The organism is Vibrio sp. AIC-3 (assembly GCF_013114515.1).
In the GTDB taxonomy this organism is placed as follows: domain Bacteria; phylum Pseudomonadota; class Gammaproteobacteria; order Enterobacterales; family Vibrionaceae; genus Vibrio; species Vibrio crassostreae_C.
This window is the reverse complement of sequence record NZ_VTXG01000018.1, coordinates 39,868-66,273: the sequence shown is the minus strand read 5'-3', so window position 1 is coordinate 66,273 and position 26,406 is coordinate 39,868. Positions and strand designations below refer to the sequence as shown.

General features: G+C 44.8%; 26 protein-coding genes. 13 read left to right on the top strand and 13 right to left on the bottom strand.

Annotation, left to right across the window (positions count from 1 at the left end):
- Window positions 1-28: 28 nt before the first annotated feature.
- The gene (locus F0229_RS13740; RefSeq protein WP_017062622.1) at window positions 29-487 is read right to left on the bottom strand and encodes an Lrp/AsnC family transcriptional regulator; all 459 of its coding nucleotides are present in this window, start codon (window positions 485-487) and stop codon (window positions 29-31) included.
- A gap of 149 nt (window positions 488-636) precedes the next feature.
- Here F0229_RS13740 and F0229_RS13735 point away from each other — a divergent pair, with 149 nt between their 5' ends.
- Together F0229_RS13735 and F0229_RS13730 are read left to right on the top strand one after the other, a co-directional pair.
- Entirely contained in the window at window positions 637-1,566 is a 930-nt protein-coding gene (locus tag F0229_RS13735) for a DMT family transporter (RefSeq protein ID WP_017064490.1), read from the top strand.
- A 158-nt stretch (window positions 1,567-1,724) separates the two neighbouring features.
- Window positions 1,725-2,189, top strand: a complete 465-nt coding sequence (locus F0229_RS13730) for a hypothetical protein (protein ID WP_017062624.1) — start codon at window positions 1,725-1,727, stop codon at window positions 2,187-2,189.
- Window positions 2,190-2,237: 48 nt separating this feature from the next.
- Here the strand turns inward: F0229_RS13730 and F0229_RS13725 are convergent, their stop codons facing one another.
- The 6 genes from F0229_RS13725 to F0229_RS13700 all read right to left on the bottom strand — a co-directional run bounded on the left by F0229_RS13725 (window position 2,238) and on the right by F0229_RS13700 (window position 6,605).
- On the bottom strand, window positions 2,238-3,611 hold the full coding sequence (locus F0229_RS13725; protein WP_171733059.1) for a HAMP domain-containing sensor histidine kinase: 1,374 nt from the start codon (window positions 3,609-3,611) through the stop codon (window positions 2,238-2,240).
- A gap of 66 nt (window positions 3,612-3,677) precedes the next feature.
- Window positions 3,678-4,409, bottom strand: a complete 732-nt coding sequence (locus F0229_RS13720) for a response regulator transcription factor (protein WP_017067448.1) — start codon at window positions 4,407-4,409, stop codon at window positions 3,678-3,680.
- Window positions 4,410-4,490: 81 nt separating this feature from the next.
- Entirely contained in the window at window positions 4,491-5,171 is a 681-nt protein-coding gene (locus F0229_RS13715) for a spondin domain-containing protein (protein WP_017072230.1), read from the bottom strand.
- A 9-nt stretch (window positions 5,172-5,180) separates the two neighbouring features.
- On the bottom strand, window positions 5,181-5,864 hold the full coding sequence (locus F0229_RS13710) for a spondin domain-containing protein (protein ID WP_065583911.1): 684 nt from the start codon (window positions 5,862-5,864) through the stop codon (window positions 5,181-5,183).
- Window positions 5,857-5,997, bottom strand: a complete 141-nt coding sequence (locus F0229_RS13705; RefSeq protein WP_017067451.1) for a hypothetical protein — start codon at window positions 5,995-5,997, stop codon at window positions 5,857-5,859. Before F0229_RS13705 ends, F0229_RS13710 begins: the two co-directional genes overlap by 8 nt.
- Before the next feature lie 266 nt (window positions 5,998-6,263).
- The gene (locus F0229_RS13700; protein ID WP_171733058.1) at window positions 6,264-6,605 is read right to left on the bottom strand and encodes a YggL family protein; all 342 of its coding nucleotides are present in this window, start codon (window positions 6,603-6,605) and stop codon (window positions 6,264-6,266) included.
- A 254-nt stretch (window positions 6,606-6,859) separates the two neighbouring features.
- Between F0229_RS13700 and F0229_RS13695 the strand changes: the two genes are divergently transcribed.
- A complete protein-coding gene (locus F0229_RS13695) occupies window positions 6,860-8,887 on the top strand; it encodes a PhoX family phosphatase (RefSeq protein ID WP_171733057.1) in 2,028 nt (675 codons plus the stop codon).
- A gap of 256 nt (window positions 8,888-9,143) precedes the next feature.
- Here F0229_RS13695 and F0229_RS13690 read toward each other — a convergent pair whose 3' ends face one another.
- The 3 genes from F0229_RS13690 to F0229_RS13680 all read right to left on the bottom strand — a co-directional run bounded on the left by F0229_RS13690 (window position 9,144) and on the right by F0229_RS13680 (window position 12,381).
- Window positions 9,144-9,764 (bottom strand): LysE family translocator, encoded by a 621-nt coding sequence (locus tag F0229_RS13690; RefSeq protein ID WP_017064486.1) that lies wholly within the window; start codon window positions 9,762-9,764, stop codon window positions 9,144-9,146.
- A gap of 164 nt (window positions 9,765-9,928) precedes the next feature.
- Entirely contained in the window at window positions 9,929-11,215 is a 1,287-nt protein-coding gene (locus tag F0229_RS13685; RefSeq protein ID WP_017062632.1) for a DEAD/DEAH box helicase, read from the bottom strand.
- Window positions 11,216-11,397: 182 nt separating this feature from the next.
- Window positions 11,398-12,381, bottom strand: a complete 984-nt coding sequence (locus tag F0229_RS13680) for a GTP-binding protein (RefSeq protein ID WP_017069160.1) — start codon at window positions 12,379-12,381, stop codon at window positions 11,398-11,400.
- 552 nt (window positions 12,382-12,933) lie between these two features.
- On the opposite strand from F0229_RS13680, the gene clcA reads away from it, so the two are divergent.
- Both clcA and F0229_RS13670 read left to right on the top strand, forming a co-directional pair.
- The gene (clcA, locus tag F0229_RS13675) at window positions 12,934-14,340 is read left to right on the top strand and encodes a H(+)/Cl(-) exchange transporter ClcA (RefSeq protein WP_017062634.1); all 1,407 of its coding nucleotides are present in this window, start codon (window positions 12,934-12,936) and stop codon (window positions 14,338-14,340) included.
- A gap of 206 nt (window positions 14,341-14,546) precedes the next feature.
- A complete protein-coding gene (locus F0229_RS13670; RefSeq protein WP_061038186.1) occupies window positions 14,547-15,527 on the top strand; it encodes a TDT family transporter in 981 nt (326 codons plus the stop codon).
- A gap of 159 nt (window positions 15,528-15,686) precedes the next feature.
- Here F0229_RS13670 and hmpA read toward each other — a convergent pair whose 3' ends face one another.
- Window positions 15,687-16,883 (bottom strand): NO-inducible flavohemoprotein, encoded by a 1,197-nt coding sequence (hmpA, locus tag F0229_RS13665; RefSeq protein ID WP_171733056.1) that lies wholly within the window; start codon window positions 16,881-16,883, stop codon window positions 15,687-15,689.
- 366 nt (window positions 16,884-17,249) lie between these two features.
- Here hmpA and norR point away from each other — a divergent pair, with 366 nt between their 5' ends.
- Both norR and F0229_RS13655 read left to right on the top strand, forming a co-directional pair.
- Entirely contained in the window at window positions 17,250-18,842 is a 1,593-nt protein-coding gene (norR, locus tag F0229_RS13660) for a nitric oxide reductase transcriptional regulator NorR (RefSeq protein WP_017072223.1), read from the top strand.
- 89 nt (window positions 18,843-18,931) lie between these two features.
- Window positions 18,932-19,291, top strand: a complete 360-nt coding sequence (locus F0229_RS13655; RefSeq protein ID WP_017062638.1) for a glutaredoxin — start codon at window positions 18,932-18,934, stop codon at window positions 19,289-19,291.
- A 109-nt stretch (window positions 19,292-19,400) separates the two neighbouring features.
- On the opposite strand, the gene F0229_RS13650 is transcribed toward F0229_RS13655, so the two are convergent.
- A complete protein-coding gene (locus tag F0229_RS13650) occupies window positions 19,401-20,036 on the bottom strand; it encodes an OmpA family protein (RefSeq protein ID WP_029235219.1) in 636 nt (211 codons plus the stop codon).
- 258 nt (window positions 20,037-20,294) lie between these two features.
- On the opposite strand from F0229_RS13650, the gene F0229_RS13645 reads away from it, so the two are divergent.
- The 6 genes from F0229_RS13645 (at window position 20,295) to F0229_RS13620 (ending at window position 25,892) form a co-directional block, all read left to right on the top strand.
- A complete protein-coding gene (locus F0229_RS13645) occupies window positions 20,295-20,921 on the top strand; it encodes a thioredoxin domain-containing protein (RefSeq protein WP_171733055.1) in 627 nt (208 codons plus the stop codon).
- 76 nt (window positions 20,922-20,997) lie between these two features.
- Window positions 20,998-21,471 (top strand): FKBP-type peptidyl-prolyl cis-trans isomerase, encoded by a 474-nt coding sequence (locus tag F0229_RS13640; RefSeq protein WP_017062642.1) that lies wholly within the window; start codon window positions 20,998-21,000, stop codon window positions 21,469-21,471.
- A gap of 172 nt (window positions 21,472-21,643) precedes the next feature.
- The gene (locus F0229_RS13635; RefSeq protein ID WP_017062643.1) at window positions 21,644-22,234 is read left to right on the top strand and encodes a TetR/AcrR family transcriptional regulator; all 591 of its coding nucleotides are present in this window, start codon (window positions 21,644-21,646) and stop codon (window positions 22,232-22,234) included.
- A gap of 143 nt (window positions 22,235-22,377) precedes the next feature.
- Window positions 22,378-23,409 carry an NADP-dependent oxidoreductase gene (locus F0229_RS13630; protein WP_017062644.1) on the top strand — a complete coding sequence of 344 codons (1,032 nt, stop codon included), beginning with the start codon at window positions 22,378-22,380 and terminating at the stop codon, window positions 23,407-23,409.
- A 35-nt stretch (window positions 23,410-23,444) separates the two neighbouring features.
- Window positions 23,445-24,065, top strand: a complete 621-nt coding sequence (locus tag F0229_RS13625) for a glutathione S-transferase family protein (protein ID WP_017064479.1) — start codon at window positions 23,445-23,447, stop codon at window positions 24,063-24,065.
- Between the two features lie 150 nt (window positions 24,066-24,215).
- A complete protein-coding gene (locus F0229_RS13620; protein WP_017062646.1) occupies window positions 24,216-25,892 on the top strand; it encodes an RluA family pseudouridine synthase in 1,677 nt (558 codons plus the stop codon).
- A 166-nt stretch (window positions 25,893-26,058) separates the two neighbouring features.
- Here F0229_RS13620 and F0229_RS13615 read toward each other — a convergent pair whose 3' ends face one another.
- Window positions 26,059-26,352, bottom strand: coding sequence for a YkgJ family cysteine cluster protein (locus F0229_RS13615; protein ID WP_080582263.1), 294 nt, complete (start codon window positions 26,350-26,352; stop codon window positions 26,059-26,061).
- Window positions 26,353-26,406 lie beyond the last annotated feature (54 nt).

The following is a 26,406-nucleotide window of genomic DNA, read 5'->3' as shown; positions in this document are numbered from 1 at the left end:
GCCTTCGTGTTACTGCTCAGAGTTTGGCTTAATCGGTATAAATTGGCAGTGGTGCATTGCCTTTTACTTGTCTTATCGCAAGGTGGGTATGAATATCTTTCACGTTAGAGAGCCTTTGAAGTTTTCTTGTAAATGCCTCGTAGGCCATCAAGTTCGGGCTAACCACTTCTAGCAAATAGTCATAAGCCCCAGATACAACGTGGCAACTGATCACCTCTTCCATCTCTACAACAGCCGCCTCAAACTTATCTATCGACACTTCTTGGTGGTTGTTTAGGCTCACCTCAACAAACACACTCATTGCGATGCCGACTTGTTCTCGTGACAAGCTCACACGATAACCGTCAATAATGCCCTTTTCTTCTAGCCTTTTGACTCGTCTTGCACAAGGCGAAGGTGATAAACCCACTTCATCAGCAAGTTCAGCCGTGGTTAACCTGCCATCTTTTTGTAGCAGTTCGAGAAGATGCCTATCAATTCTATCCATAGTAAATGCCAAACATTAGTTAAATCCGTTAATTATTTGGTGAATATTAGCAGAAATCATCAACGATAGTTCAAGTTTAGCCAAAACTTGCCAACCTGTGGCACACCAACTGTTCCATAATGAGTCATCACCCACTCTCCTTCTATATTATGAATCTTGGCTACTTATCTATTACTGTCACCCTACTCATTTGGGCGAGCTTTTTTCTTTCTCTTAAAGGCGGCGCAAATTCAGATTTAACACCTGCTGATATCGCTCTCACAAGATTTCTCATACCGGCTTTGGTGTTATTGCCTTTGATGTGGAAAGCACGCAGCGCAATTGCCGTCGTCCCTAAACGGTATCTAACGGGTATGTTCGTAGGTAGCGGATTACCTTATCTGCTTGTTGCCGGAACGGCCATGCAGTTTGTTCCGGTCTCACATGGCAGTGCTCTTGTTCCGGGCACGCTCCCTCTGTTCGTCACAGGAATTGCGGTACTCTTTTTTAAGCAACCACTCAGCCGACACCGTGTTGTTGGTTTAGGTTTGGTTTTACTCGGTATACTGTTGTTTTTAGGAAGTAGCTTAAGCAGCTTCAACTTTGAATACACCAAAGGTCATTTATTGTTTTTATGCGGAAGCTTAATGTGGGCGATGTTCACCATCTCAGCCCGTGTCGCTAATCTTAATGCGTTAGTCAGTGCCGGTTTTATTTCTCTCTGTTCTACTTTGCTTTTACTCGTCCTAATCCTGACTGGAACCCTCCCAAGCCACCTAATGGACACACCAATCGCTAATTGGCCCTTCACGGAGCTTGCCGTTCATTCAACAGTGCAAGGCGTTGGGGCGGGTTTAATCGCTGCGTTCACTTACCTTTATGCGGTTAATACCTTAGGGGCTGAACGCTCTGCCGCTTTTGGCAGTGCAACACCCGCAGTGGCGACCTTGTTGGCGATCCCACTATTCAACGAGATTCCTGATGCGATGACTTGGCTCGCCCTTGGTTCTATTTGCATCGGCAGTTTGGTCGCGAGCAACATATTCATGAGAAACGACCAGTCGATGCAGTACCAACCGCCAAGCCATAGCAAAGCCTGATACTGCGTTCAAACCTAAATACAGTTCCCCTAAGCATCGATTTTAGGGCTTGTAGTACACAGATAAGCCTGCCAACGCAGGCTTATCTAAAATCTGCTTTTTCTAAACTCGCTTCTCCATTAAACTGTCCGACCTTTTTGCAGATCCAAGAGAACACCATGCAACGCGACTACACCTTAAATTGCTTAATCACCATGCCTCGCCATGAACTAGAAGAATTTAGTTTAAGAATGATTCATCGCCTTGTACCTGAAGATGCAATGACGGAATTGTTTACGTTCGAGCAAGAAGAAGTCACCAGCGAAGAACGCATGCAATCAGCGAAATTTGACGCAATGCTTCGAATGACAGCTATCGCGCTTGGTGAAGTAAACCTAGCCTTCTCAGAGTCGGATAACTCGCAACAGAACATCGAGCGAATGACTCGCCTACTGCTTTGGCACTTCTACTCAATTTCTTTCAACCTTGAAGAAGCAATCGCAATCGAAGTGCACTGTGAGAAAGTAGAAAAGATCTTAAAGAACGCACCTAAAGATGCGTTTGGCTGGGTTAAAGAATTAACTGAGCTACTTCACTTCTACGCGAAAGTGAACGAAGGCAACGAAGACAGTAAAGACGCTTAACGTTAGTTCTACGTAAGTATACATCGAGCTAAACGAAGGCAGACAGAGCTATACCGAAGGCAAATAAAAGCTTTGCTGAAAGGAGTTCTCTGCCTTTGTTGTTTCTAGCACGCTGTGATGTAACATCAGTATCGACTGCGCGATCTTGGTTCCTATTCCCAAAGAACCATTCGGCGCTTCCAGTTCAACCTCATTATGAATCACCACCTTCACCCGTTTGGAATCCGCTTCAAAACCAACATCTAACGACACCACAGTGCCACTTGGGCTATGCCTCAATGCATTATCTAACAGATTCAAAATCAACCTCTCAAGCAGATCACTGTCACCCACAGCCTTGATTCCAATAGGCATATTAATGTTCAACTCAACATTTTTATGGCGATATTTGCTTTGTATCGTTTCTAAGCATTCGCTCATCAGCCCATTGAAATCGATTGAAGCGTATTGATATGTGGGTACCGGGTTATCTTTCTTGGCGCTATCTAACAGCGAATGGAGCTGTTCAGATAACTTGTTGCCATTGCGATATGCCACATCTATGAGTGGATCCGAATGTGGGTTTTGAATCCTCCACGTTTCTAGATACCCCAATACACTCGACAATGGCGTTTTCAAATCATGACTGAGCTGTAATAAGCTTTGTCTGCGGTGTGATGACTGATATTCAAGTTGCAAAAATTGCTGTTGAATGTGCTTCGCCATCAATTGGTACGAGCGTGCAATCGGCACCAATTCTGGTACTTGATGAATCAAGTTCGGATCCAATCGAAAATCTTGCTCTGCTTGTTGTTGCAGCTTGTTGGTTACTGCTTCAATTGGGTTTAACAGGCTACGTTTGACCAACAGATAAGCCCCAACCGCAAAACCTAAGATAGAGATCAGCATAAGCCCCGCTAGCGCGATGTATGGCGTGTCGACCTGCGAATTGGCAATCACCGTGTGACGATTACTGCCAATCAAAACGTACAGATACCCGACGGTCGAACCTAGCTCTTCAATCGCTGCTACGGAAAACACCTTACGAGCCCCGGGATTGATCGGATCTTCCCCCAGAATGGGATAAGGCTCGTCGTTTAAAAACTGTTGAATGGGTGCTAAGTCTATCTGGTTGGCTAACACAGTGCCTTCTGGCGCAGCATGAGTCGTAATCTTGCCCTGACTGTCGAGGAAATAGATATCAAAATCTGGCCCTATCAACATCAAGGTGTGGAAAATGGATTTGAGCGCTTTAGGGTTGTAGTCGGTACCAATCATCAGAGGATTATCATCGCGCATATGAACCGCGAGCTCTTTGTGTAAGCTCTGCTTAGTTCTTTGTTCTATGGTCTCTTTTTGCCAATTATAGGTATAAGCAATCACCACACTCACGAGCAGAAACCACAAACTGGTGAACAACACTAAACGCGATTTGAAACTCATGTTCTCTCCTCGATGGCTCTTAGGTCTTACTGGCCTTTTAGTAAACTTCGGACGCGACACATAAGCCTAAGCTTTCGACTCAAACTTATAACCAACACCCCAAACGGTTTTAATGAAATCATCATCACTATTCGGCATCGCAAGCTTGGTTCTTAGCCGGTTGACTGTGCTACACACGGTATGGTGATAGCCAGAGTGATGAGTATTCCAAACATGATCGAGCAGCTCGTCTTTGCTATACACACGCCCCGGGCGGGTTGCTAAGAAATGAAGTAAGGTAAACTCGGTAGCTGTCAGCGGTACGTCTTGGTTATTGAGTGACACCTGATGGCGTTCAGGTTGAATAGTGAGCACACCAAAATTCATAATCGATTCTGCTGTCACAACCTCTTGAGTCGCTGATTCGACATGGCTTAAACGGCGAAGCACGTTCCTCACTCTTGCTTGAAACTCGAGAACGCTGAACGGTTTCGTTATGTAGTCATCAACACCGGCTTCTAAGCCTGACACCTTATCTAACTCAGCGTCTCTTGCGGTTAGCATGAGTACTGGCGTCCAATCCTCTTGCTGACGCAACATTCGACAGAAATCGAGTCCGTCACCGTCTGGTAAGCCACGATCCAGTACGATCAAATCGAAATGACCCTCTTTATAGAGCGCCTGAGCCTTTTCAATCACATTAGCTCTGATTACGTTATGCCCTTGGAACTTAAGATGCATCTGCACCAGTTCAGCCAAGTCATCATCGTCTTCAACCAACAATATGTTTGCCATCAAATTTACCGCAGCACTATTCATGATCCCTGCTCTATTCTGAGTCCGCCCACCTTTCAATTGACCGGAACAGAGCAGGAATTCTTTCATCGTGCTTTCAACCTGTTACTGAGTTCGAGTAATGGTGATTCTTGCACCGGGGTTAAGGAAACGATGATTTGCACTTAAAGTAGAAGTCGTAAGGCCATCATCTTGGCTGATTACGCCAGAGTGAAAACTCACTATATCGGTGTCGTCTCGTGTGGTATTAAAACCTTCACCACCGCCTGCTGGTCCCGGAATGGTTGCAGCAAGCTCATCGTTCAGCTCAGTTCCCGAATCCCAAACATTCATGTTCATGGTAAAGGTATCACCCACCGCTAATGACTTGAGCGATAATCCGGATTCGCCGACAAACGCATCATTGGTGTTCACCAACATGGAAGCAACTGAGATATACCCTTCTTGATTTGGGTCGACACGAATCGACACCGTGTCTTGCTCACCTGAAAGAATCAGTCCATTGCCTGAGATGCCTTGATAAACATTGGCGTCACTGTCACTGAGCGCAAGCAATTGTGCATTACTACCCCCTTCCGCCAAGTATTCCAGATCGACAGAGGCACTTTGCCCAACTTCAAACAGATCAAAATTCGTATTGTGAGTCAACACCGCGAGTGGTGACATTGGTTGATTGGGGGTGAGGTTAGTAACACTCACATCATAGCGATAGTAATCGTCGTCATCGTCCGGACAACCCGCTAACACAGCTACTGATGCAGCGATAAATAGAATTCTAGCTTTCATACATCCCCCTTACTTCACAACAATGGTGATAGTTGCAACAGGGTTTAACCATCGATGGCTACTGCTATCGAGGTCACTGATGCCGCCCGCCGCATCACCATCACCAATGTTACCTGGATGAATATGAACCTTAGCGTTTGATACTGCCGTTTCTACACCTGTGCCACCAGCGCCAAAGGTAATGAATGGAGGGTTCGGCATACTGCCCGCCAGCTCATCATTGGCTTCTGTGCCTGCGTCATAACCATTTAGAGTCGCTTTGTAGGTGCCCGCTTGAGTTGGGATCTTCCAGCTATCTAGACCAACAAAGCCGTCGTTTGTCGGCAGCAACATTGCACCCAATGATAGGTACTCTAAATCACCAGTACTGATATCAAACGTAGTTGCGACGCCTGGATTGAGGATGCCGGCCGCTGGGTTCTCAACCACCACGCCTCCCGCGTTGGCAATGACACCAGATAAACCTGAAATATCGCCACCTTCGGCCATGGACTCTAGTTCCGAAGAAGCCGTTTCACCCGTTCTAAACATGAACAAGCTTGAGTCATGAGCCGCCGCTAAGATAGGCGTAAAGTAGATCCCTTTCGTTGCATTAGTGACAGTGACTTCAAGCTCAGCAGCCTGAACTTGAGCCGCTCCGAAGGCCAACATAGCCGAGCTGATCACTAAGCTGATTTGAGTACGTTTATTCATTTTGATTCCATCCTTTATCGAGTCCTATCGTTGCCAACAAAACGAATAACAGCGATATACCGTTACCTTTGCCAGAACGAACTGTGGTGTTGTTGACTCTAAGAATGACGATCAAATCTATCAGCAACTTCATTGAATTCTCATAAAACTCTCACAAGTTTATCCAAACTTATTACTGCAAATAAAAATAGCGATAAAGTACTAATATTTAATCGAAAAATATCAATTTATCATTTACGTCAGAAGGGATAGAAAAGAAGATAAAGAATAGAAATGGAACGAATAAAACGCAAAAAGGCCGAATCGATTTAACGATTCGGCCTTTATTCTAGCGTACTGTTGTTACTCTTTCCTAAGCCGTATTTGGCCTTTCAATCGAGCTAACAACACAACATCAAATTAGAACGCGTAGTTTGCGTCAATCAGTTCGCTAACTTCCACTTTGCTTACTTCAGCACGAGCTTCAAGCCATTGAGCAATTTGCAGTTGTTCTGCTTCTGTTACTGAACGGTAGCGCTCAATTGAGCATAAGAAACCTTCAAACAGCTCAAGGCCGCCGCCACCAAAGCACAGACCGATGCTGTCGATGAAATCAATGAACTCATCAATGAACACATCGTATTGATCAAAATCAGTAATCGATGTCTTGCAGCTTACTTCAAAACCCAGAATCGCGAATTCACCTAGGTATAGCTTTTTGCGTAGGCGACGATTTTTGTTTTCGATTTTATCTAATTTCATAACTGCCTCTCTTTTCGTTTGATAAAGCATTTATACACAGTTCCACATCAATCCCCAAGAGTTTTGTATTACACAAGGGTGTTAATGGCAAAAATCGTGCTACAGAAACAAAACCTTAATCAAATCTATAAAAATCTGTCACTTAACTGCTTCACGATTAGTCACACATTGACCCAACTTATTAACCAATTAGTTAGTAGGTGGGTAAGTCATGAATAACGAATAATAAAATCAGCCAATAGGAAGCAGTAAAGATGAGCAAGGAAACATTTGATAGCACTCGTTTTAATAAGAGCAAAAACAAACCCTTCGAAGAAGTTTTAGATGCGAACCTTTCAAGAAGAAATGTTCTCAAAGGCGGTTTAGGCATCAGTGCAATGACGGCGTTTGGTGCTTTTGGTTTAGCAGGCCACAGCACAGCGCACGCGGCGACAGCATCATCTAGCGCACCGCAAAAAAGCACTGCTACACTTGCATTCGAATCGGTTAAAGGCTCACTGACAGACAGTGTCGTTGTGCCAAAAGGCTATACAGCACAAGTATTGGTTCCTTGGGGTACTCCACTTAACAAGCAAGGCAATGCTTGGTTAAAAGATGGAACCAACAACGCACAAGATCAAGCAAACTCACTGGGCATGCACCACGACGGCATGCACTTCTTCCCGCTTAATGGCAACAGCAACGACGGTTTGTTGGTGATTAATCACGAATACATCGACCAAAAAGCACTGCACGCTAATGGTCCTACATACGATGAAGGCAACCGCCCTAGCCTTGATGAAGTACGTAAAGAGATCAACGCACACGGCGTGAGTGTGGTTCGTGTAAAACTTGAAGGCAACCAATGGGTGATGGTCGATAACGATCCACTTAACCGCCGCTACACAGGCGCGACCGTAATGGATCTGTCTGGTCCTGTTGCACACAGTGAATTTACCAAAACCAAGTTCTCACAAGACGGCAGCCAAGCTCGTGGCACGTTGAACAACTGTGGTAATGGCTACACACCATGGGGCACTTACCTAACGTGTGAAGAAAACTGGCCGGGTTATTTCGTTAACAAAGGCGAGACAACACCAGCGCAAGAACGTATTGGTATCGCTACCGACAAAACACGTTACGGTTGGGACACGCTTTCTGGTGACAAACAAGAACGCCTAGACGAATTTGCTCGCTTTGACGTAACACCAACAGGTGAGTCAGCAATGGACGATTACCGTAACGAAGCACACGGTCACGGCTACATTGTTGAAATCGACCCATACACAGCAAACTCTCGCGCTAAGAAACGTTCTGCACTGGGTTGTTTCCGTCACGAAGGCTGTACGTTTGGTAAGTTGACCGAAGGCGAGCCAATCGTATTCTACTCTGGTCACGATTCTCGCTTTGAATACCTTTACAAATTCGTTTCTGAAGCAAATTGGGACCCGCGTGACGCAAAGCCTAGCAATCGCCTAAGTGCAGGTGATAAGTACATGGACAAAGGCACACTGTATGTGGCTAAGTTCAACGATGATGGTTCAGGTACTTGGCTACCACTAACGTTGGGCAGCAAGACTACAAACGGCGGTAAGCTAGGTGATTCATTTGACTCTCAAGCAGCGCTTATCATCAATACAGCAGGCGCTGCCGACCTTGTTGGTGCAACGCCAATGGATCGCCCTGAATGGTGCTCTGTTGACCCAATGACAGGTACGGCTTACCTAACGCTGACTAATAACAACAAGCGTAAAAAAGCGAACTCTGCAAACCCTCGCGTAGACAACAAGTTCGGTCATGTTATCCGTTGGGATGAAGGCAAAACGGCAGGCGAGTTCGATTGGGATATCTTCGTATTTGGTTCACCAGCAGTGGAAGACAAGTCTATTAACCGCTCTGGTCTAACAGACATGAACCAGTTCGCGAGTCCTGACGGCTTAGCGTTTGATGCTCGTGGTATTTTATGGATTCAGACAGATAATGGCGCAGACGAAGTCACTGGCTACACCAATGACCAAATGCTGGCAGTGGTTCCATCTCAATTAACGGATGACCAAGGCAACAGCGCGGTAATTGATGCAAACAATCAAGCGCAGCTAAAGCGTTTCTTTGTGGGACCAAACGGATGTGAAGTAACAGGCTTTACCATCAGCCCAGATTTCAAGTCACTGTTTGTGAACATTCAACACCCGGCAAACTGGCCATCGTCTGAAGATGCAACCGCACAAACTCAAGGCAAAGTCCGCCCAAGAGCATCTACGGTTGTGATTCGTCGAGAAGACGGCGGTGAAATCGCGGTTTAAATATACAACGCAGGCTAAGATCAGAAACATTTCTGTTATCTAGTCTCTGTTCGCTAGCTCAGTAAAATCAAAAAGAGCGATAAGGCCAAATGCCCTATCGCTCTTTTTATATTCTATGCATTCTTCGGTTTAAGTAAGAATCCGAATTTTCAAAACTCACCGTAATCCTAAGTCGTCATCATCCCACGTACGCGTCACCCTCGAGAAGGAGGAACGACTGAGTCGGGGATCTCTGCTCGTTGTAGGCTAACCAGAATTAGCTCACGAACAACCAAACACCAACGCCCATCATCAACGTACCTGCAATGCGGTTCATCAACTTAACATTGTCGGCTTTGCCCAGCATATGCTTTAAGCTCTTTCCGCCTGTCGCGTATAAGGTCATGCAAACAAACTCAGAAACCAGAATGATTGACACGAGAATGAACAACTGCGGTGCTAAGTCTTTATTGCTGTTAATAAAAGGAGGCAGCAAAGAAATCATAAACGCCCAGCCTTTTGGGTTCGCAATTGCAGTGACAAAACCTTGAACCACCAAGTCCCAATCATTGCTGACTTTTGTTGTTTGGTTGTCAGTACTGATCGCCAGTTTGCCTCTCGAACGCCACATCTGAACGCCTAAATAAAACAGGTAGCCCGCACCAACAAATTTAAAGCCCGTAAATAGCCATGGGTAATTCAACATGATCGAAGCGATACCCAATACCGCGGCAATAGAAACCACAGCGACACCAGCCAGTTCACCGATCATCATCCATAATGTACGCTTGTATCCAACACTCATTCCAAGTGTCAACGCCAAAGTCATACACATACCGGGCGTGATTGACACGAAGAAAAACGTGGGAATAAAAGCCCAAAGTAGTGCGCTATCCATATTATTACCTTATCGACTTGTTTTTATTTATTAGTTCTTGTTTCTTGATCGGGCTTGAAATGAAGCGAGGTTGAAACGAAGCAGTAATGACAATAAACAATATTGCGATCAATACAAACAAAAAGAGCCACATAACAGTGGCTCTTTTCAATCACCAACCGTAATTACTTACGACGGTTTTTAATTCGCTTCATCATAGTCAAACGACGTTCAGCGCTTGCTTGATCTTGTGGCTCTTCGTTCGCGTTGTTCTTACGACCCTGACGGTTTTTGTAAGCCGATTTAGTGTTCAGCTTCTCGATGTAAGCATCACGTTTCTTCGGTTCATAACCCGGTTGTTCAACACGACGAATGCGCTGTTGAATCAGTTTTTCAACTTGAACGACAGTCAGCTCTTCTTCGCGGTTAACGAAAGAGACAGCGTGACCTTGCTTACCTGCACGACCTGTACGGCCAATACGGTGAACATAGTCTTCCGCTAGGAAAGGCATGTCGTAGTTAATTACGTGTGGTAAGTCTTCGATATCAAGACCACGAGCCGCAACGTCGGTTGCTACCATTACACGCGCTTTACCTTCTTTAAAATCGTCTAGAGCACGACGACGAGCACTTTGCGCTTTATCACCGTGACACAATACTGCTTTAATGCCGTCTAGCTTAAGCTCTTTAACTACATCGTTCGCTGTTTCTTTGTAGTTAACAAAAACAAGCACTTGGCGCCAGTTTTTACGACCAATCAGCTCAGAAAGCAGTTCTGTTTTACGCTCTTGATCCACTGGGTAAACCACGTGGCCGACAGTAGCAGCCGTTGAGTTTTCGCGCTCAACACTAATACGTTTTGGTTTACGCAGAATATCAACAGACAGTTGGTTTAACTGAGTAGAAGTCGTTGCAGAGAACATCATGATTTGCGGTGATGTTTCTACATCCAACATGATCTTACGAACGGCATTGATAAAGCCCATATCAAGGATACGGTCAGCTTCATCAAATACTAGGAATTCTAGGTTAGCAATAGACACGTTACCCGCTTCTAAGTGCTCTTCTAAACGACCAGGTGTTGCAACCAAAATATCCACACCCAGTTCTAGTTGACGAACTTGTGAAGACATCTTGTTACCACCGTAAACCGCAGAAACGCTTAGATCCGTGTATTTAACGTAGTCTTTAATGTTTTGAGCGATCTGCGCAGCAAGCTCTCGAGTTGGAGCAAGAATAAGGCCGCGAGCCGTTCCTCTAGACGCTTTTTTACCGCTGTTCAAAAGGTGTTGGATAACAGGCAATGAAAATGCCGCTGTTTTACCCGTACCGGTTTGAGCAGTAGCAAAAATATCATGGCCTTTACGAGCCATTGGAATCGCTTTTTGTTGAATTGGAGTGAGTTTTTCATAACCACACTCAGTCAACGCTTTGACTAATTCAGGAGCAAAACCTTGAGAGGAAAATGACATTGTTACGGGTTCCTTAAGCAGACAGCCTACATTCTTATTTCAGCCGAGCACTATAAAGTAATTAGAGTGATTTATCTCACATTTATCGTGATATAACGCAAACTTTCTCATTTAATCTGGTGTTTACCCCGCCTTAAACGAAGTAAACACCGAGTTCATTGGTTCAAACAGCAAAAATGAGGCTATTTGATGCCACACAGCTTGAGTAGAATCTGCTCGAGATCGCCCCACGGCATGAGTTGTGAGTCGATCACTTCCAGTCGAGATTCAAAGCCATCAAGCGTAATTTCGTTCACAGACACGACTTGATTCGCCACATTGAATGCGTAGCAACCTTGGTCGGTGTTCACGACAGCTTTTACACGCTCGGCCGTTAGATCTGACAACATAGAGAATAGCGCATCGAAGTCGAACTTATGCTCTGCGCCAAACAACCAACCACAACTGAAATAGCCCTGTCCTTTATTCTCTTTACGGATGAAAGCTTCACCAGGAGGAAGTTGGAATTGAGGCTCTTGTTCAGCGTGATCGTGATGATGCGCTTCAATATGAGATGAAGCACTGCCGTATACTCTTTCAATGTCTAACACTTCCAATGGCACTTCACCATCGTGAATTAGCTTATGGAAGACTTTTGCTGGTGTTTGATCCGTCACCCAATCATTGAACACATCGATGTCTTCAGAATGAACAAGGTCAACCTTAGTACCAAGAATCACATCTGCACTATTTAGTTGATCATTAAAATTCTGATTCGAGGTGTACTTTTCATTAGACAGATTTCGTGGGTCAACCAAACCAAGCGTCGCTTTTAAATCGACATATGGTGTGTACTGATCGGAAGTCAGTGTCGCTATAACCTGTTTAGGGTGACCAAGCCCTGTCGGCTCAATCAATAAACGGTCTGGCTTTTGGCGAAGTAAGGCATTAATACCTACCGACATCGGCACGCCCGCAGTACAACACATACAGCCACCCGGCACTTCTTTAATCAAAGCGCCTTGATCTGTCATCAATGCACCGTCAATGCCGATTTCCCCGAATTCATTAACCAGAACAGCCCAGTTTTCATTCTCAGGTTTATTTTTTAGCAGGTTCAAGATGGCTGTCGTTTTACCAACACCCAAGAAACCCGTAATGATGTTTGTAGGAACTTTTTTAGTCATATCAGTTCTCCTTTTTAAGGGAGTATATACTCAATCACCAAAAAGTTGACCCCAATCGATTGTTTACACTGAGATTCGTTAATAGAGGTTGGCGCGAAAATAATCAGAAGAGATAAAGCAGTAGAAGCGGAATGAGGAAATGGGATGCTCCAGACGAACTAAAGGCGTACTTACTCAGTACGCCTCACCCTCGTTACTCAATCGTGAGTTCGCGAATCAGGAAGCCTTAAATATCGACCTGAACATTTAACGAGGAACTAAAACTTTGTTTCTGAATCCATCCAAATTGTGTGTAAAACCTCACTTCTCCTTGCGGTTCGTTATGTTGCTTTACGATTTAACTATGGTTCATTTTTGGGGATATTCAAGCCGCCGCCAGAGAATCGATCAAAATTGTGACGGTGATTCCACTATTGGCCATAGATTCCATTTATGTAACACGTACATTCAATAAATGGAATTCAACTTTTCAACTTTGTTGCTATAGGATATGCAGAGGAAGCGTATAATTTAATGCAACCCCGCCTTAACTCATTCAGGAAACTTATCTCTATGACCAGAAGAGAGAAAATTAAGCAGTCCTTATTAGCCAAAATGCCAAGGGATGCTATTAATCAATTTCTCTCAAGAGATAAGACCCCAGCTTCGGTTCTCTTCCTTTCTTGTATTGTGGGTGTACTTGCAGGTGTAGTGGGTACCTATTTCGAAGTTGCGGTTCATTTCATCACAGAAACCCGTACCGATTGGCTAAAAGATGAAATCGGTAGCCATCTACCACTGTGGCTTGCCGCTTTCCTTATTAGTGCTGCATTCGCCTTTATTGGCTATTTTCTCGTTCACCGTTTTGCTCCAGAAGCTGCCGGTTCAGGTATCCCTGAAATCGAAGGGGCAATGGACGGCATGCGCCCTGTTCGATGGTGGAGAGTATTACCCGTAAAATTCTTTGGCGGCATGGGCGCGTTAGGCTCTGGTATGGTTTTAGGCCGCGAAGGGCCAACCGTTCAAATGGGCGGCAGTATCGGTCGTATGGTCACAGATATCTTTCGAGTCAAAGATGATGACACTCGCCATTCACTGTTGGCTTCAGGTGCCGCTGGTGGCTTAGCCGCCGCATTCAATGCACCGCTAGCTGGCATCATGTTTGTGGTTGAGGAGATGAGACCACAGTTTCGCTACTCACTCATATCAATCAAAGCCGTCATCATCTCAGCAGTTTCGGCCAACATTGTATTTCGCTCTATCAATGGTCAATCAGCCGTTATTACAATACCTCAGTACCAGCCACCTGAACTCGACGCACTTTGGTTGTTCTTGCTGTTAGGTGTGTTGTTCGGTCTGTTCGGTGTAATTTTCAATAAGCTGATTACGCTTTCCCAAGACCTGTTTGTGGCGATCCACAAGAATGACCGTAAACGCTACTTGATGACAGGCACTCTACTTGGCGGTTGTTTTGGCTTGTTGCTACTCTATATACCTGAATTAACCGGTGGTGGTATTGGTATCATCCCGAACATCACGAATGGCAGCTACAGCGCCAATGTGTTGTTGCTGATTTTCTTAGGCCGAGTCCTCACTACCCTGCTTTGTTTCGGCTCTGGTGCACCAGGCGGTATCTTTGCACCAATGCTTGCGCTAGGAACACTCTTTGGTTATGCGTTCGGGCTTATCGCAGCTGCATTCTTTCCTGAACTGAATATTGAACCGGGTATGTTTGCCATAGCTGGCATGGGAGCCTTATTTGCTGCCACTGTTCGAGCGCCTATCACTGGCATACTGTTGGTTATTGAAATGACCAATAACTACTACCTGATCCTGCCGTTGATCATCACCTGCTTAGGTGCGGTAATCATTGCTCAAATGTTGGGTGGGCAGCCAATTTACAGTCAACTGCTTAATCGTACGCTGAAAAACGAAAAACTAAGACAACAAGATCTCCCTCAACAAGAGAAAGTATGTTAATTACAAATGACTCATGAAACAAAAGCACACATTCAACGTGCTTAATCTCCCGATTCCGTATCAAAATCAAAAAAGCAAACGTTAAACTTGGTATCATCCACTCAAAATTAGTTGAGTGCCCTCAAAATCTATTGATGAAAGGCCTACACACTCTAACTAAAGCAAATATTCTAAAAGTCTTTAATTAACTAAGTCGGAGTAAGTCGTTGAACTGGAGAAGATTAACCCAAGTAAAAAATGTGCCGCCATCTCAGGCGTCTTTAGCACTTGGCGTTATTGGGTTAGGACAAGCTTGGGCGTTATATATCCCGGGCATTGGTGAGATAATTCGTCCCTACCTCGCTGCATTCGGCGCGCTATTATTGCTGCCTGTTTTACTGCGCTATTTAACGAGCTTTAATACCTTCCTTAATGACATTCGCCACCCGTTAAGTGGAAGCTTGATGGCACCAATGAGCATGGCTTTATTGATTCTGTGCGACTATTTAGCCGAGATATCGCCAGCTATCGCCTATCCAGTTTGGTTCTGCGCGCTATTGCTGCACTTTACCATGATGGTGTTGTTCTTTAGTTTTCAGATCATCAACTTCAAAATGTCGAACATTGTACCGAGTTGGTTTCTGTATCCGGTCGGTTTGATCAGCAGCTCCTTAGCAGGCACACAGTTCGGGCACACTGTATTTTCAGAAACACTTGCTGTCACTTGTATTGGTATCTATTTCCTTATGTTGCCAGTGGTGTTGTACCGCTTGGTGTTCGAAGGCAATCTTCCTCGCCGAGCAAGACCAACACTCGCTATCATGGCAGCTCCGGTTAACTTATCTTTAGCCGCTTACTTGGTTAACTTCGACAACCCAGACCCAATTCTAACAGGTGCATTGTCGGGCATTGCCATCACCATGACTCTGTTAATTTACTTGTGTTACATCCGCCTAATGCGTTTGAAGTTCCAACCTTCAATTGCTGCCGTCACCTTCCCATCCGTTATCAGCGCTATTGCCATGCATCGTCTAACCACATTTTTCGGCGCGGAATACCCACAATGGTACTGGCTGCACAAGTTCGGATTCTTTGAGCTAACCATCGCCACCATCCTAGTAATTTGGGTCGCAGGTGGTTACGTGAAAATGTACTGGCCTGAATTTTTTGATTCCGACTACATGTCTAAGAAGGTGAAACGTTCTTAGATAGAAGCGAAAAGATCTTAGCTGAACCATCGTGTTCTGCAGTAGTCGATGATGTCAGACAAAACCAACCAAACCCAAAAAGGCCTCACACTGTGAGGCCTTTGAATAGGCAAGGTTTTTAATAGATCAGGCGAGTGTTAACACAACTACCTTGAGCTCTTAGAAGTTAGCGTGAGGGCCGAATACTTCGTAGTGAACGCGTGAACGATCAACTTTGAGTGCGTCTAGTTGTTCCACGATGTTCTTCATGAAACCAACAGGACCACATATGTAGAAATCGCTCTCTTCAAAGCCTTTAGTATCAGAGATAGACGCTAGATCCATTTGGCCTTGATGCGTGTTTTCACATGCAGATTCGTCTTTGTTCATGTACCACGTTTTCGCTTCCCAACCTTTGTTGGTAACAATGTCTTTAACACGAGTCGTGAAAGAGTGTTGGCCTACGTTCTCACAAGCGTGAAGGTAAAGTACTGGCTCGTTTTTATCTTCCGTGTTTAGGAACTCAAGCATAGACTGCATTGGCGTTACACCAACACCTGCAGAGATAAGTGTTACTGGCTTGCTGCGCTCTTGATACATGAAGTCACCCGCTGGTGCGTATAGGCTAACCTCATCACCAACAGCAACCGTATCGTGTAGGTGGTTAGATACAACGCCTTGTGTCTCTTGGCCTTGTCCTTCACGTTTAACAGAAATACGGTATTGCTTGCCGTTTGGCTTATCAGACAGTGAGTATTGACGAATCTCGCTGTATTGAGAGCCTTCTGGTTTCACTTCGATACCGATGTATTGACCTGGTGTGTAATCCAGAACTTCACCGCCGTCTTTTGGCTGAAGGATAAAACTTGTTACTAGCGCTGACTCTTCGATTTTGTCTGCAATCACAAACGCACGCGCTGCTTCCCAACCACCAACAGCTTGCTTACGCTGTAGGTAAAGTTCAGCTTCACGATCGATGAATACTTGCGCCAAGAATAGGTAAGCGGCTGTCCATGCTTCTTCCACTTCTGGAGTAAAGGCGTCAGCAGCTAGTTCACGTAATGTCTCAATCAGGTGCAAACCAACAATTTGGTAGTGCTCTGGTTGAATGTTAAAGCTTGTGTGTTTCTGAGCAATACGTTCAACGGCAGTTGTTAACGCTGCTAGATTTTCAATGTTCTTTGCATATGCCGCGATAGCTTCAAACAGTGCTACGCCTTGGCGACCTGTTCTTTGGTGAGTCATATTGAAGATATCTTTCAACTCAGGGTTATGCGTGAACATACGTTGATAAAAATGCTGAGTTAAAGCTGGGCCTGCGCTCTCAAGTAGAGGAATAGTAGATTTGATGATTTCGATATGTGCATTGTTAAGCATGAATTTACTCCGAACACTGAGCCTTATGACCTATATGTCATTTTGACTACTAAAAATTAAGAATGACTTATCGATTTTCTGAAACCTTAGTTATTTTTAGAAACTGAGTTATTTTGACTCGTTTTCATTTCAAAAAATCGCGAAACCTGATTAATGCAACCTGATTGATTGAGATCAAGAATAGTCTGTTTAATCAGCGCTATAATTGGGCTTCGCTGTCTCTTTTGCACAATCAGTGCCAATTTTATCAATCCTCGTCATTACTGGTCTCCTTTTCAAAACCCATCTTATAACAATGTCAAAAAGACCTTTTTTTTAAGTCAATAAGACTCTATCATGTAGATAAGCACACAGTTAGAGTTTTTTATGCAAGATATCTCCGCATCTACCCTCATGGAAATGACCATTGGCCTCGCAAGTGGTGTCAACGATCAAGATCGTTTCAATCGCCTGATCGATGCCATTCGCAAAACCATAACGTGTGATTGTGTCGCGCTTTTAAGCCTTCAAGGCGACACGCTAGTACCTATCGCAATGCAAGGGCTCAGCCGAGATACATTCGGTCGTCGCTTTATCATTTCAGAACACCCACGATTTGAAGAGATCTGCGCGTCTCGCTCTCCTGTTCGTTTCGATGCTGATAGCTCCCTACCCGATCCTTTCGATGGTTTGCTTATTGACCATGATGGCGATTTACCAATGCATGCTTGTATGGGCTTGCCTTTGCTATTTGGCGACAAGTTATTGGGCATTCTGACTCTAGATAGCTTGAAACCTGATGTCTTCGCGAATATTCCGGCGCGTAACCTTGAAGTGCTGGCGGCTATTGCAGCCTCAACCATGCAGATGGCACTGACCTTCTCGCAACTTGAACATCAAGCAAAACAGTCAAAGCAATTACTCGAAGAGTTGAACGTCGAAGCGTGGGAACGTGACGGCGGCGAGTTGATTGGTAACAGTGACACCATGGTCGCACTTAAGAACGACATCGCTGTTGTCGCGCCGTCTGAATTCAACATCCTGATTCATGGTGACACCGGGGTTGGTAAAGAGCTCGTGGCTCGCACCCTGCACCACCAATCTCAACGTAAACGTAACCCACTCGTCTACGTAAACTGTGCTGCAATTCCTGAAAACTTAGTAGAGAGTGAACTGTTTGGTCACGTTCGTGGCGCGTTCACTGGCGCAGACAAAAACCGCTTAGGTAAGTTTGCTTTAGCCGATGGTGGCACACTGTTCCTTGATGAGATTGGTGAGTTGCCTTTGGCTGCTCAAAGTAAGCTCCTACGTGCTCTACAAAACAACGAAATCCAACCGGTTGGCCAAGACAACATTCAAACCATTGATGTGCGAGTATTGGCAGCGACAAACCGAGATCTAAAACAAGAAGTTGAAGACGGTCGATTCAGAGCCGATTTGTACCACCGATTGAGTGTGTACCCTATCGCGGTGCCTGCACTGAAAGATCGTGGTGACGACATCAGCCTATTAGCGGGTTTCTTCTTAGAGCAAGCGCGTCGTAAGCTTGGTATCAACCAAGTTAAGTTCCGCTCCGACGTTCTTTCTTTCCTAAACCGTTATGGTTGGCCGGGTAACGTGCGTGAACTTGAGCATGTGATCAGTCGTTCCGCATTGAAAGCGTTAGCGCGCAGCACCAATAAAAACCTGGTGACAATCACCAAGGAAGATTGTGGTCCTCTAGACCAAGATCAGCCAATTGCGACGACTCAGGTGAAAAACACACCATTATCGACACCAACGATCGACCTTTCTGCAGGGCTACGTGGTGCAACGGACGATTTTCAACGCAGTATCATTACTGAGGTGTTGGAAGATGCCAACTTTAACTGGGCACAAGCAGGGCGAGTTCTGAAAACAGACCGAGCAAATCTGACTCGACTGTCTAAGCGTTTAGGGCTAAATGTGGCTAAGTCTCATACGATCGAACGGACAAAATAGATATTAGCGGTTTGTTGCGAGCATCTGACAAAACTTGTGTATATAATGCTGCAAATTGTAACGCTAATTTTAAATATGTAGAGAGAGTTATGAAGTTTATCCGTTGGTTCTTAGGTCGTGTCATCTTGTTATTGAATTTTGTTTTCAGCCCACGTGGTGTGAAGCGTTCTCAAGAAGAACAAAGCAAAGTAAATGAGCAAGCAAAAACGCACACGTTATACCAATTCGAAGCGTGCCCATTTTGTGTGAAGGTGCGCCGCGCGATGAAACGTCAGTCGGTTCAATTTGAACTTCGTGATGCAAAAAACAACGAGCAACACCGTGCTGAGCTTGAAGCTGGCGGCGGTCGTGTGAAAGTGCCTTGTCTACGTATCGAAAAAGACGGTAAAACTGAGTGGATGTACGAATCTTCAGATATCGTGACTTACTTAGAAAAGCAGTTTGCATAAGCAATAAAGCAACAAAAGTCAGATACAAAAAATCCCTCGAATGTGAGGGATTTTTTATGTCTGTTATTTGGCGTTAATCGCTTCAAATTGGGCGCGAAAGTTCAAACGACTACTTCGTGACAATCAGCATCAATTCCACACGGCGGTTACACGCCTTGCCTTGGGCAGAAGCGTTGGTGCAAGCTGGAACATACTCACCGAAGCCACGAGTATAAATAGAACGACTCGACACATAGTTACTCTCTAATCGAGCCTTCACTTCTTTTGCTCGCTGCTCTGAAAGCGGATCATTGATTCGATCTGTGCCCGTGTTATCGGTGTGCCCTTCAATCACCACATCAATATCTTGGCGTTGAGCAAGGTAGCTGCCTAGCGTATCTAGCCATTGATTATACGCTGGCTCAGGGAATGCTGAACCTGTTTTAAAGTTCACGTGCTGCTCAAGCTTTACCATCACATGGTTACCCGGCAACACTTCAAAATCGATACGGTTTTGTCTTAAAAAGACTTCCAGTGGGTCGTTAGTCGAAACGCCACGTCCGTAGTTGGTCGTGATGGTTCTGTGTTGATGAGTGCTACTCTGGATAGAGTACCCACGATTGCTTGCTACATGAGTCGTTTGAACCACACCCCATTCAGGATGCATCAAGTCGTAATCGGTTTGTGGTGCAGTCTCTAGCATGTCACCGCCAAGTAAGTCAGTTGGTGACGTGGCTTCACACCCAGCCAAAGCTATGCTTAACATTATCGCTAAATATCTCATTACTTCACCAACCACTCATGCAGATAAACCATTCACTAATGTCTATATCGGCACCGAGGGAAAAACTTTAGACGAAAAGAAAGCAGAACCCAAAAAAGTGCTGTTGATCACAGTTAACCGTCTACTAGCTTGTCTTCAGCCGCTAGTTCGAACTGTTTGCATTTATTTACCTTATAATTGTTTTCCAATTCGTACTAAATAGTTAGAATCTCACGACTTCTCAACGCTAGAGCAAACATTATGTTTAAACCATTTACTAAATTCATCACAGCACTCGCTGCCGTACTCATTATCGCGGGTTGTAGTGAAACAGACGAGCCACAAAAAGGCGTTCAATACGAAGCGCTTCCTACTGCTCTAACAGAATTTAACTTGTCTCCGATCACAGAAATCTTCTCTCTTAACTGTGGTCACTGCCGTCAAATGGAAAGTGCCATTCCAGAGATTGAATCTCTAACAGACCAAACTATTGGCAAGATGCACGTGACGTTCAACGAAAGCGCTCAAATCAGCGCAATGATCTACTACACAGCAGTGATGCAGCTTGATGCGACGCCTGACCACGCATTCATGGACGACCTATTTAGTGCCGTTCAAATGGGTGCAGATGCAACACCTGAGCAGCGTCAACAAGCACTAGAGACAGCGTTTACTTCTCGTGGTTTGGTTAGCCCATACCAGCTGAATAAAGAACAGCAAGTCGCTCTTTTCGACTACGTTAAGCAAGCAGAAGAGATCTCAGTAAAAGGTCAGATCAACTCAGTACCAACCTTTATCATCAACGGTAAATACCAAGTACTAACAGCAGGTCACCAAGACGTTGCTGGCATTGCAAAAACGATCAACTACCTTTTGACTCAACCATAATCACGGCTTTAGTCAACTGATTAACACATTTTGTATTAACTACGAAATTCAGCACTCAATATAAATAGGTTTTACTATGTCTAAATTTGTCATCCCGGTCATTGTCTTTCTTTTGGCGGGTTTCATGATTTACCGTACTTGGACGAATCATAAGTCTGGCGGAGAAAACTTCGAACAAGGCCAACAATTTCTAATTGAAAACGGCACTAAAGAAGGCGTGATTACGACTGAAAGCGGTCTTCAATACCTCGTTCTTGAAGAAGGTACAGGCACAGAGCACCCAACTAAGAACAGCAAAGTAACGGTTCACTACCACGGTACGCTAATCGACGGCACTGTTTTCGACAGCTCTGTTGAGCGCGGCGAGCCAATCTCATTTGCTCTTAAGCAAGTAATTAAAGGCTGGCAAGAAGGTTTGACTTACATGGTTGAAGGCCAAAAAGTTCGTCTATTTATTCCAAGCACTCTAGCTTACGGTAAAGGCGGTTCAGGCCCTATCCCACCATCATCGACTCTGATTTTTGATGTAGAACTCATCTCTATCAAATAATCGAAGTTACTGATTTAAGCCCCAACATACGCGCTATGTCGGGGCTTTTTTATATCTGAACATTTGAAGCCTCTTTAGATATTGAGCTATTTAGCTACTGTAACAACGACCAAATATACCCTCGAAAACCGACCACTAGACGACTGGTCTAATTTAACTTATAGTACCGCCCATGAACGAAAAAACGAATGACACACGCCTGCATGTTTTAGATGTTGGCTACCAATTAATAGTGAACAACGGCTTTAACGGCGTTGGCTTATCGCAATTGCTTAAAGAAGCGGACGTGCCGAAAGGGTCGTTTTACCACTACTTTAAATCGAAAGAGCAATTTGGCGAGGCTCTGATCCAGCACTATTTTGAGACCTACATCAGCAGAGTTGAAACTATTTTGGTTCATGGTGAAGGCAACCATTACCAGAGAATTGTCAGTTATTTCACTCGATGGTCACAGATTGAAAACGGCACCTGCAATGCTCATAAATGCTTGGTCGTTAAACTCAGCGCGGAAGTTTCTGATCTTTCTGATCCTATGCGCCAAGCGCTATTAAAGGGTGCAGAAAAAGTGACGAATACCATCGAACAGTGCATTGTCGGCGGTATTGAAGATGGCTCCATAAAGGTTGAAGAGAGCCAAGAAGCAGCTCAGAACCTATACTCAATGTGGTTAGGCGCCAGCTTATTGAGCAAGCTGAGCCAAAGCTCACATAGCTTACAGTCAGCTTTGAGCCTTACCGAACGAATTTTAAAAGGTGAAAGCTAATAACGCGCAGCGCGCTTTATTGGCTTTAACTTAAAAAAATCACCCGCCCTCTTATCAATTTGATGACGGCGGGATTTTTAGACAACAAGACTAGACGACTGGTCTAATTCTAAATGTATAAAATACACAATTAAGGACATCCAATGACTCAACAAGACAATCGCCGAATCGTATTGGCTTCTCGCCCAGTTGGCGCACCGACTCAAGACAACTTCCGTTTAGAGACAATAGCTGCGCCAAGCATCAAAGACGGCGAGATGTTACTTCGCTCAGTTTACCTTTCTCTAGACCCATACATGCGTGGTCGTATGAGCGATGCTAAATCCTACGCAGATCCCGTTGCGATTGATGAAGTGATGGTAGGCGCAACCGTATGTCAGGTTGAAGAATCAAACCACGCTGATTACGAAATTGGCGAGTGGGTACTGGCTTACACAGGTTGGCAAGATCTTGGTGTGTCTAACGGTGAAGGCCTAATCAAACTCGGCAAAGAACCAACGCACCCTTCTTACGCGCTTGGCATCATGGGTATGCCTGGTTTTACCGCTTACATGGGCTTGCTTGATATCGGCCAACCTAAAGAAGGCGACACGCTAGTCGTTGCAGCAGCAACAGGTGCTGTAGGCGCAACCGTTGGACAAATCGGCAAACTAAAAGGCTGTCGTGTTATCGGCGTTGCAGGCGGTCAAGAGAAGTGTCAGTACGCGAAAGAGATTCTTGGCTTTGATGAATGCATCGACCACAAAGCTGACGACTTCGCGGAGCAATTGGCTAAAGCGTGTGACAACGGCATCGACGTTTACTTTGAAAACGTTGGCGGCAAGGTATTCGATGCAGTAATGCCTCTGCTTAACACAGGTGCTCGTATTCCTGTGTGTGGCCTTATCTCTCAATACAATGCGACTTCACTGCCTGAAGGACCAGATCGTATGTCTAGCCTGATGGGTATGCTGCTTGTTAAAAGAATTAAGATGCAAGGTTTCATCATCTTTGATGACTACGCACACCGTTACAACGAATTTGCTGTTCAAATGACAGAATGGTTGTCTCAAGGCAAGATGCACTATCGTGAGCACCTGGTTGAAGGTCTAGAAAATGCGCCACAAGCATTCATGGGCCTATTGGAAGGTCAGAACTTCGGTAAGCTTGTTATCAAAACGAACGAAGCTAAATAAATTCAATAAACTGAACCCGTTAACTAGGTAGAATCATGATTACTTTGCATCACCTGAATAAGTCGCGCTCAAAGCGCATCATCTGGCTATTGGAAGAGCTTGGGGTAGATTACCAAATCAAACCCTACCAACGAGACAGTGTCACTTTTCTTGCACCACCAGAACTCAAATCCATTCACCCATTGGGTAAATCTCCTGTCATTGAAGACGATGGCGTCGTGATCACTGAATCTGGTGCTATCACGGAATACCTAATCGACAAATACGGTCAGGGTAAGTTCGCACCTACACGCGGCACCGCAAACTACGTTGAGTATTCGCAATGGCTTCACTTCGCTGAGAGTTCAGGTATTTTGCCAATGCTGCTTAAGATCTTTGTAATGAAGGACGGCTGTGAAACTAACTTCCTAGGCGGTTATGCAGACGATGAAAACCAAAAGATCTTAACTTACGTGAATAATGCACTTGAAGGTAAAACCTACTTGGTTGCAGACACACTAACAGGTGCAGATTTTATGATGTCGTTCATCGTAGAAATCGTTGGTAACTTTGGTGCAACTGCGCTTTACCCTAACATCGCTAAATACGGTGAACTTTTAAAGAGCCACCCTGCTTACCAAAAAGCTGAGCAAGTAGAGCTAGAACACTCGAACTGATCGAGTTTCACTCAAACACGTGCTTGCTAGAGTAAACACAAGAAACTAAATGAAGCCAAAGCCGATTTATCTTCTGCTTTGGCTTCTCATTTGTCTTCATTTCGACAACAATACCGAACTCTAACTGAACAGCCATAGAGTTTGATCTTAATGCCAACAAACCTCGCTCAATACACACCTCTGCACCTAGCAAACACGAATGTCGATTTAGCGCTACCGACTCGTTTTACGTTTCCGTATTACTATACCCCGCACCCTGTGTGTGAATTCGCTATGCTGCAGCTTCAGCAATCACTTGTCGACTGTGGTGTGAATGAAACCTCGCAAGGTAATCTCTACGCTGTGCTTCTTGTTCAGAATCCAACCACACAAGGGTTAGGTTACCTTTCTGCGTTTTCAGGCTTGCAGTTAGATCCGGCTTTGGTCTCTCAGTTAAACAACATTCACTTTGTTCCACCAGCCTTCGATTCAAAACAGTTTCAATCTCAAAACAGTGCGAACCTTGCTCGACAATTGCAGCTCTCGGACGACATTGAAAAGCTGCAACAGTCGCACAATCTAGACACATTATTGGCCGAGCTTGAAGGGTTAAAAATCGAATCAGCAAAAGCTATCGAAGCCTTTCAGTTAGCAATGGCCGCAAACAAAGCTCAGCGTAACGAACTCAGAGAACAAGCCAATCAAGAAAAAGCATTAGGGAATCTAGAGTCAGCGGCGAATTTGCTCAAACAACTGGGCAATCAAAGTAGCCAAGAGAAACGTGACCTAAAAGCACTTCGTATTGAGTGGAAACAGAAGATCGCAGAGCGCCAATCACAAATTGATTTGATTGAAAGCGAACTGAAAAACCGTAAGCAAGATCACCAAGCAGTTTCACAACAGTTGGAAACTCAACGCCTCTCTCACTATCGCTTTATCAATCAAGCCAAGCAATCTAAGAATTTACTCGAGTTGCTCGATGGTAAAGACGCGCTTGAAGGCTCTGGTGACTGCTGCCTACCTAAGTTGCTTAACTTTGCGTTTGAACACGGGTTCAAGCCGTTAGCATTATCTGAGTTTTGGTGGGGATTACCGCCTACAGACATCATTCGACAACACGCAAACCTCTACCCTGTTTGTCAGAGTAAAAGCTTTGAGATCCTCGAACACCAGTTAAGTGGCATAGAGCTAGAAGATAACCCGCTTATCGTGAACCCTGCGGTTGGTAAGTCTTTTAATATTGTTTATGAAGACGATGAAATCGTAGTCGTCAATAAGCCTGAAGAGTTCTTGTCGGTTCCCGGTAAGTTCATCGAAGATTCAGTTTATACCCGCATAAAAGCGCGTTACCCGGATGCGACTGGTCCTTTGATTATCCATAGGTTGGATATGTCGACGTCAGGTTTGTTGATCTTGGCGCTCACGGCGGAATCAAACAAGCATATTCAGAAGCAGTTCATTAATAGAACCGTAGAGAAACGCTACACCGCTTTGTTAGATGGCGAGATAACGGGCGAATCTGGCAATATCAGCCTTCCTTTGCGCGGCGACATCACGGACAGACCAAGACAACTGGTTTGTCACCAACACGGCCGAAATGCAGAGACCCATTGGCAAGTGGTTAGCACTCACAATGGCAAAACCAAGGTTCACTTGTACCCTAAAACAGGGCGAACCCACCAGCTGCGAGTGCACTGTGCTCATCCATTAGGGCTTGGTGTACCTATTCGTGGTGACGACTTATACGGATACAAACGCGAGCGCTTACACCTGCACGCTGGCTACTTAAAGTTGATTCACCCGACAACCGGTGAATGGATGGAGTTTGAAGTGCCTTCCGAGTTCTAAACTCTAACTTATCGAGCTAAGACTCTTATCTCACTCAATATTTGATCTCATAAAACGCATCAAGGTTCTACAACTGCTTAAGGTATAGAACCCTGATATTTAATTTTAATGTGATTATCACAGTTCATTAGCGTACTTTAGTTACTGAGTTCAATACTGCAGACGCCTAGCCCATCACATCTTTGCGCTGGTCAACACATTCGAAAGAGCCCATTTCGAACTCGCGACAGATCCATGGTCGGTTTTCGTAGATAGTACACATCAGTGTTTCTCTATCTACCGCAGAACACCAGCCGTCGTCTAAGCGCTTCATGGTTTCACCGCCCCATTCATCATAAGCGATGTGCTCTTCAGGTACGCCCGTATCTGTGATGATCATAACCTCTAAACGACAACAGCATGCCTGACAATTTGCACAGGTTACTTCGGGTTCGGTTACGTTCTTTATATCTATCGTCATAAGTGACTACACTGCTAAATTTTGCGTATAGTAATCGAAACCGCCCGCTACGGC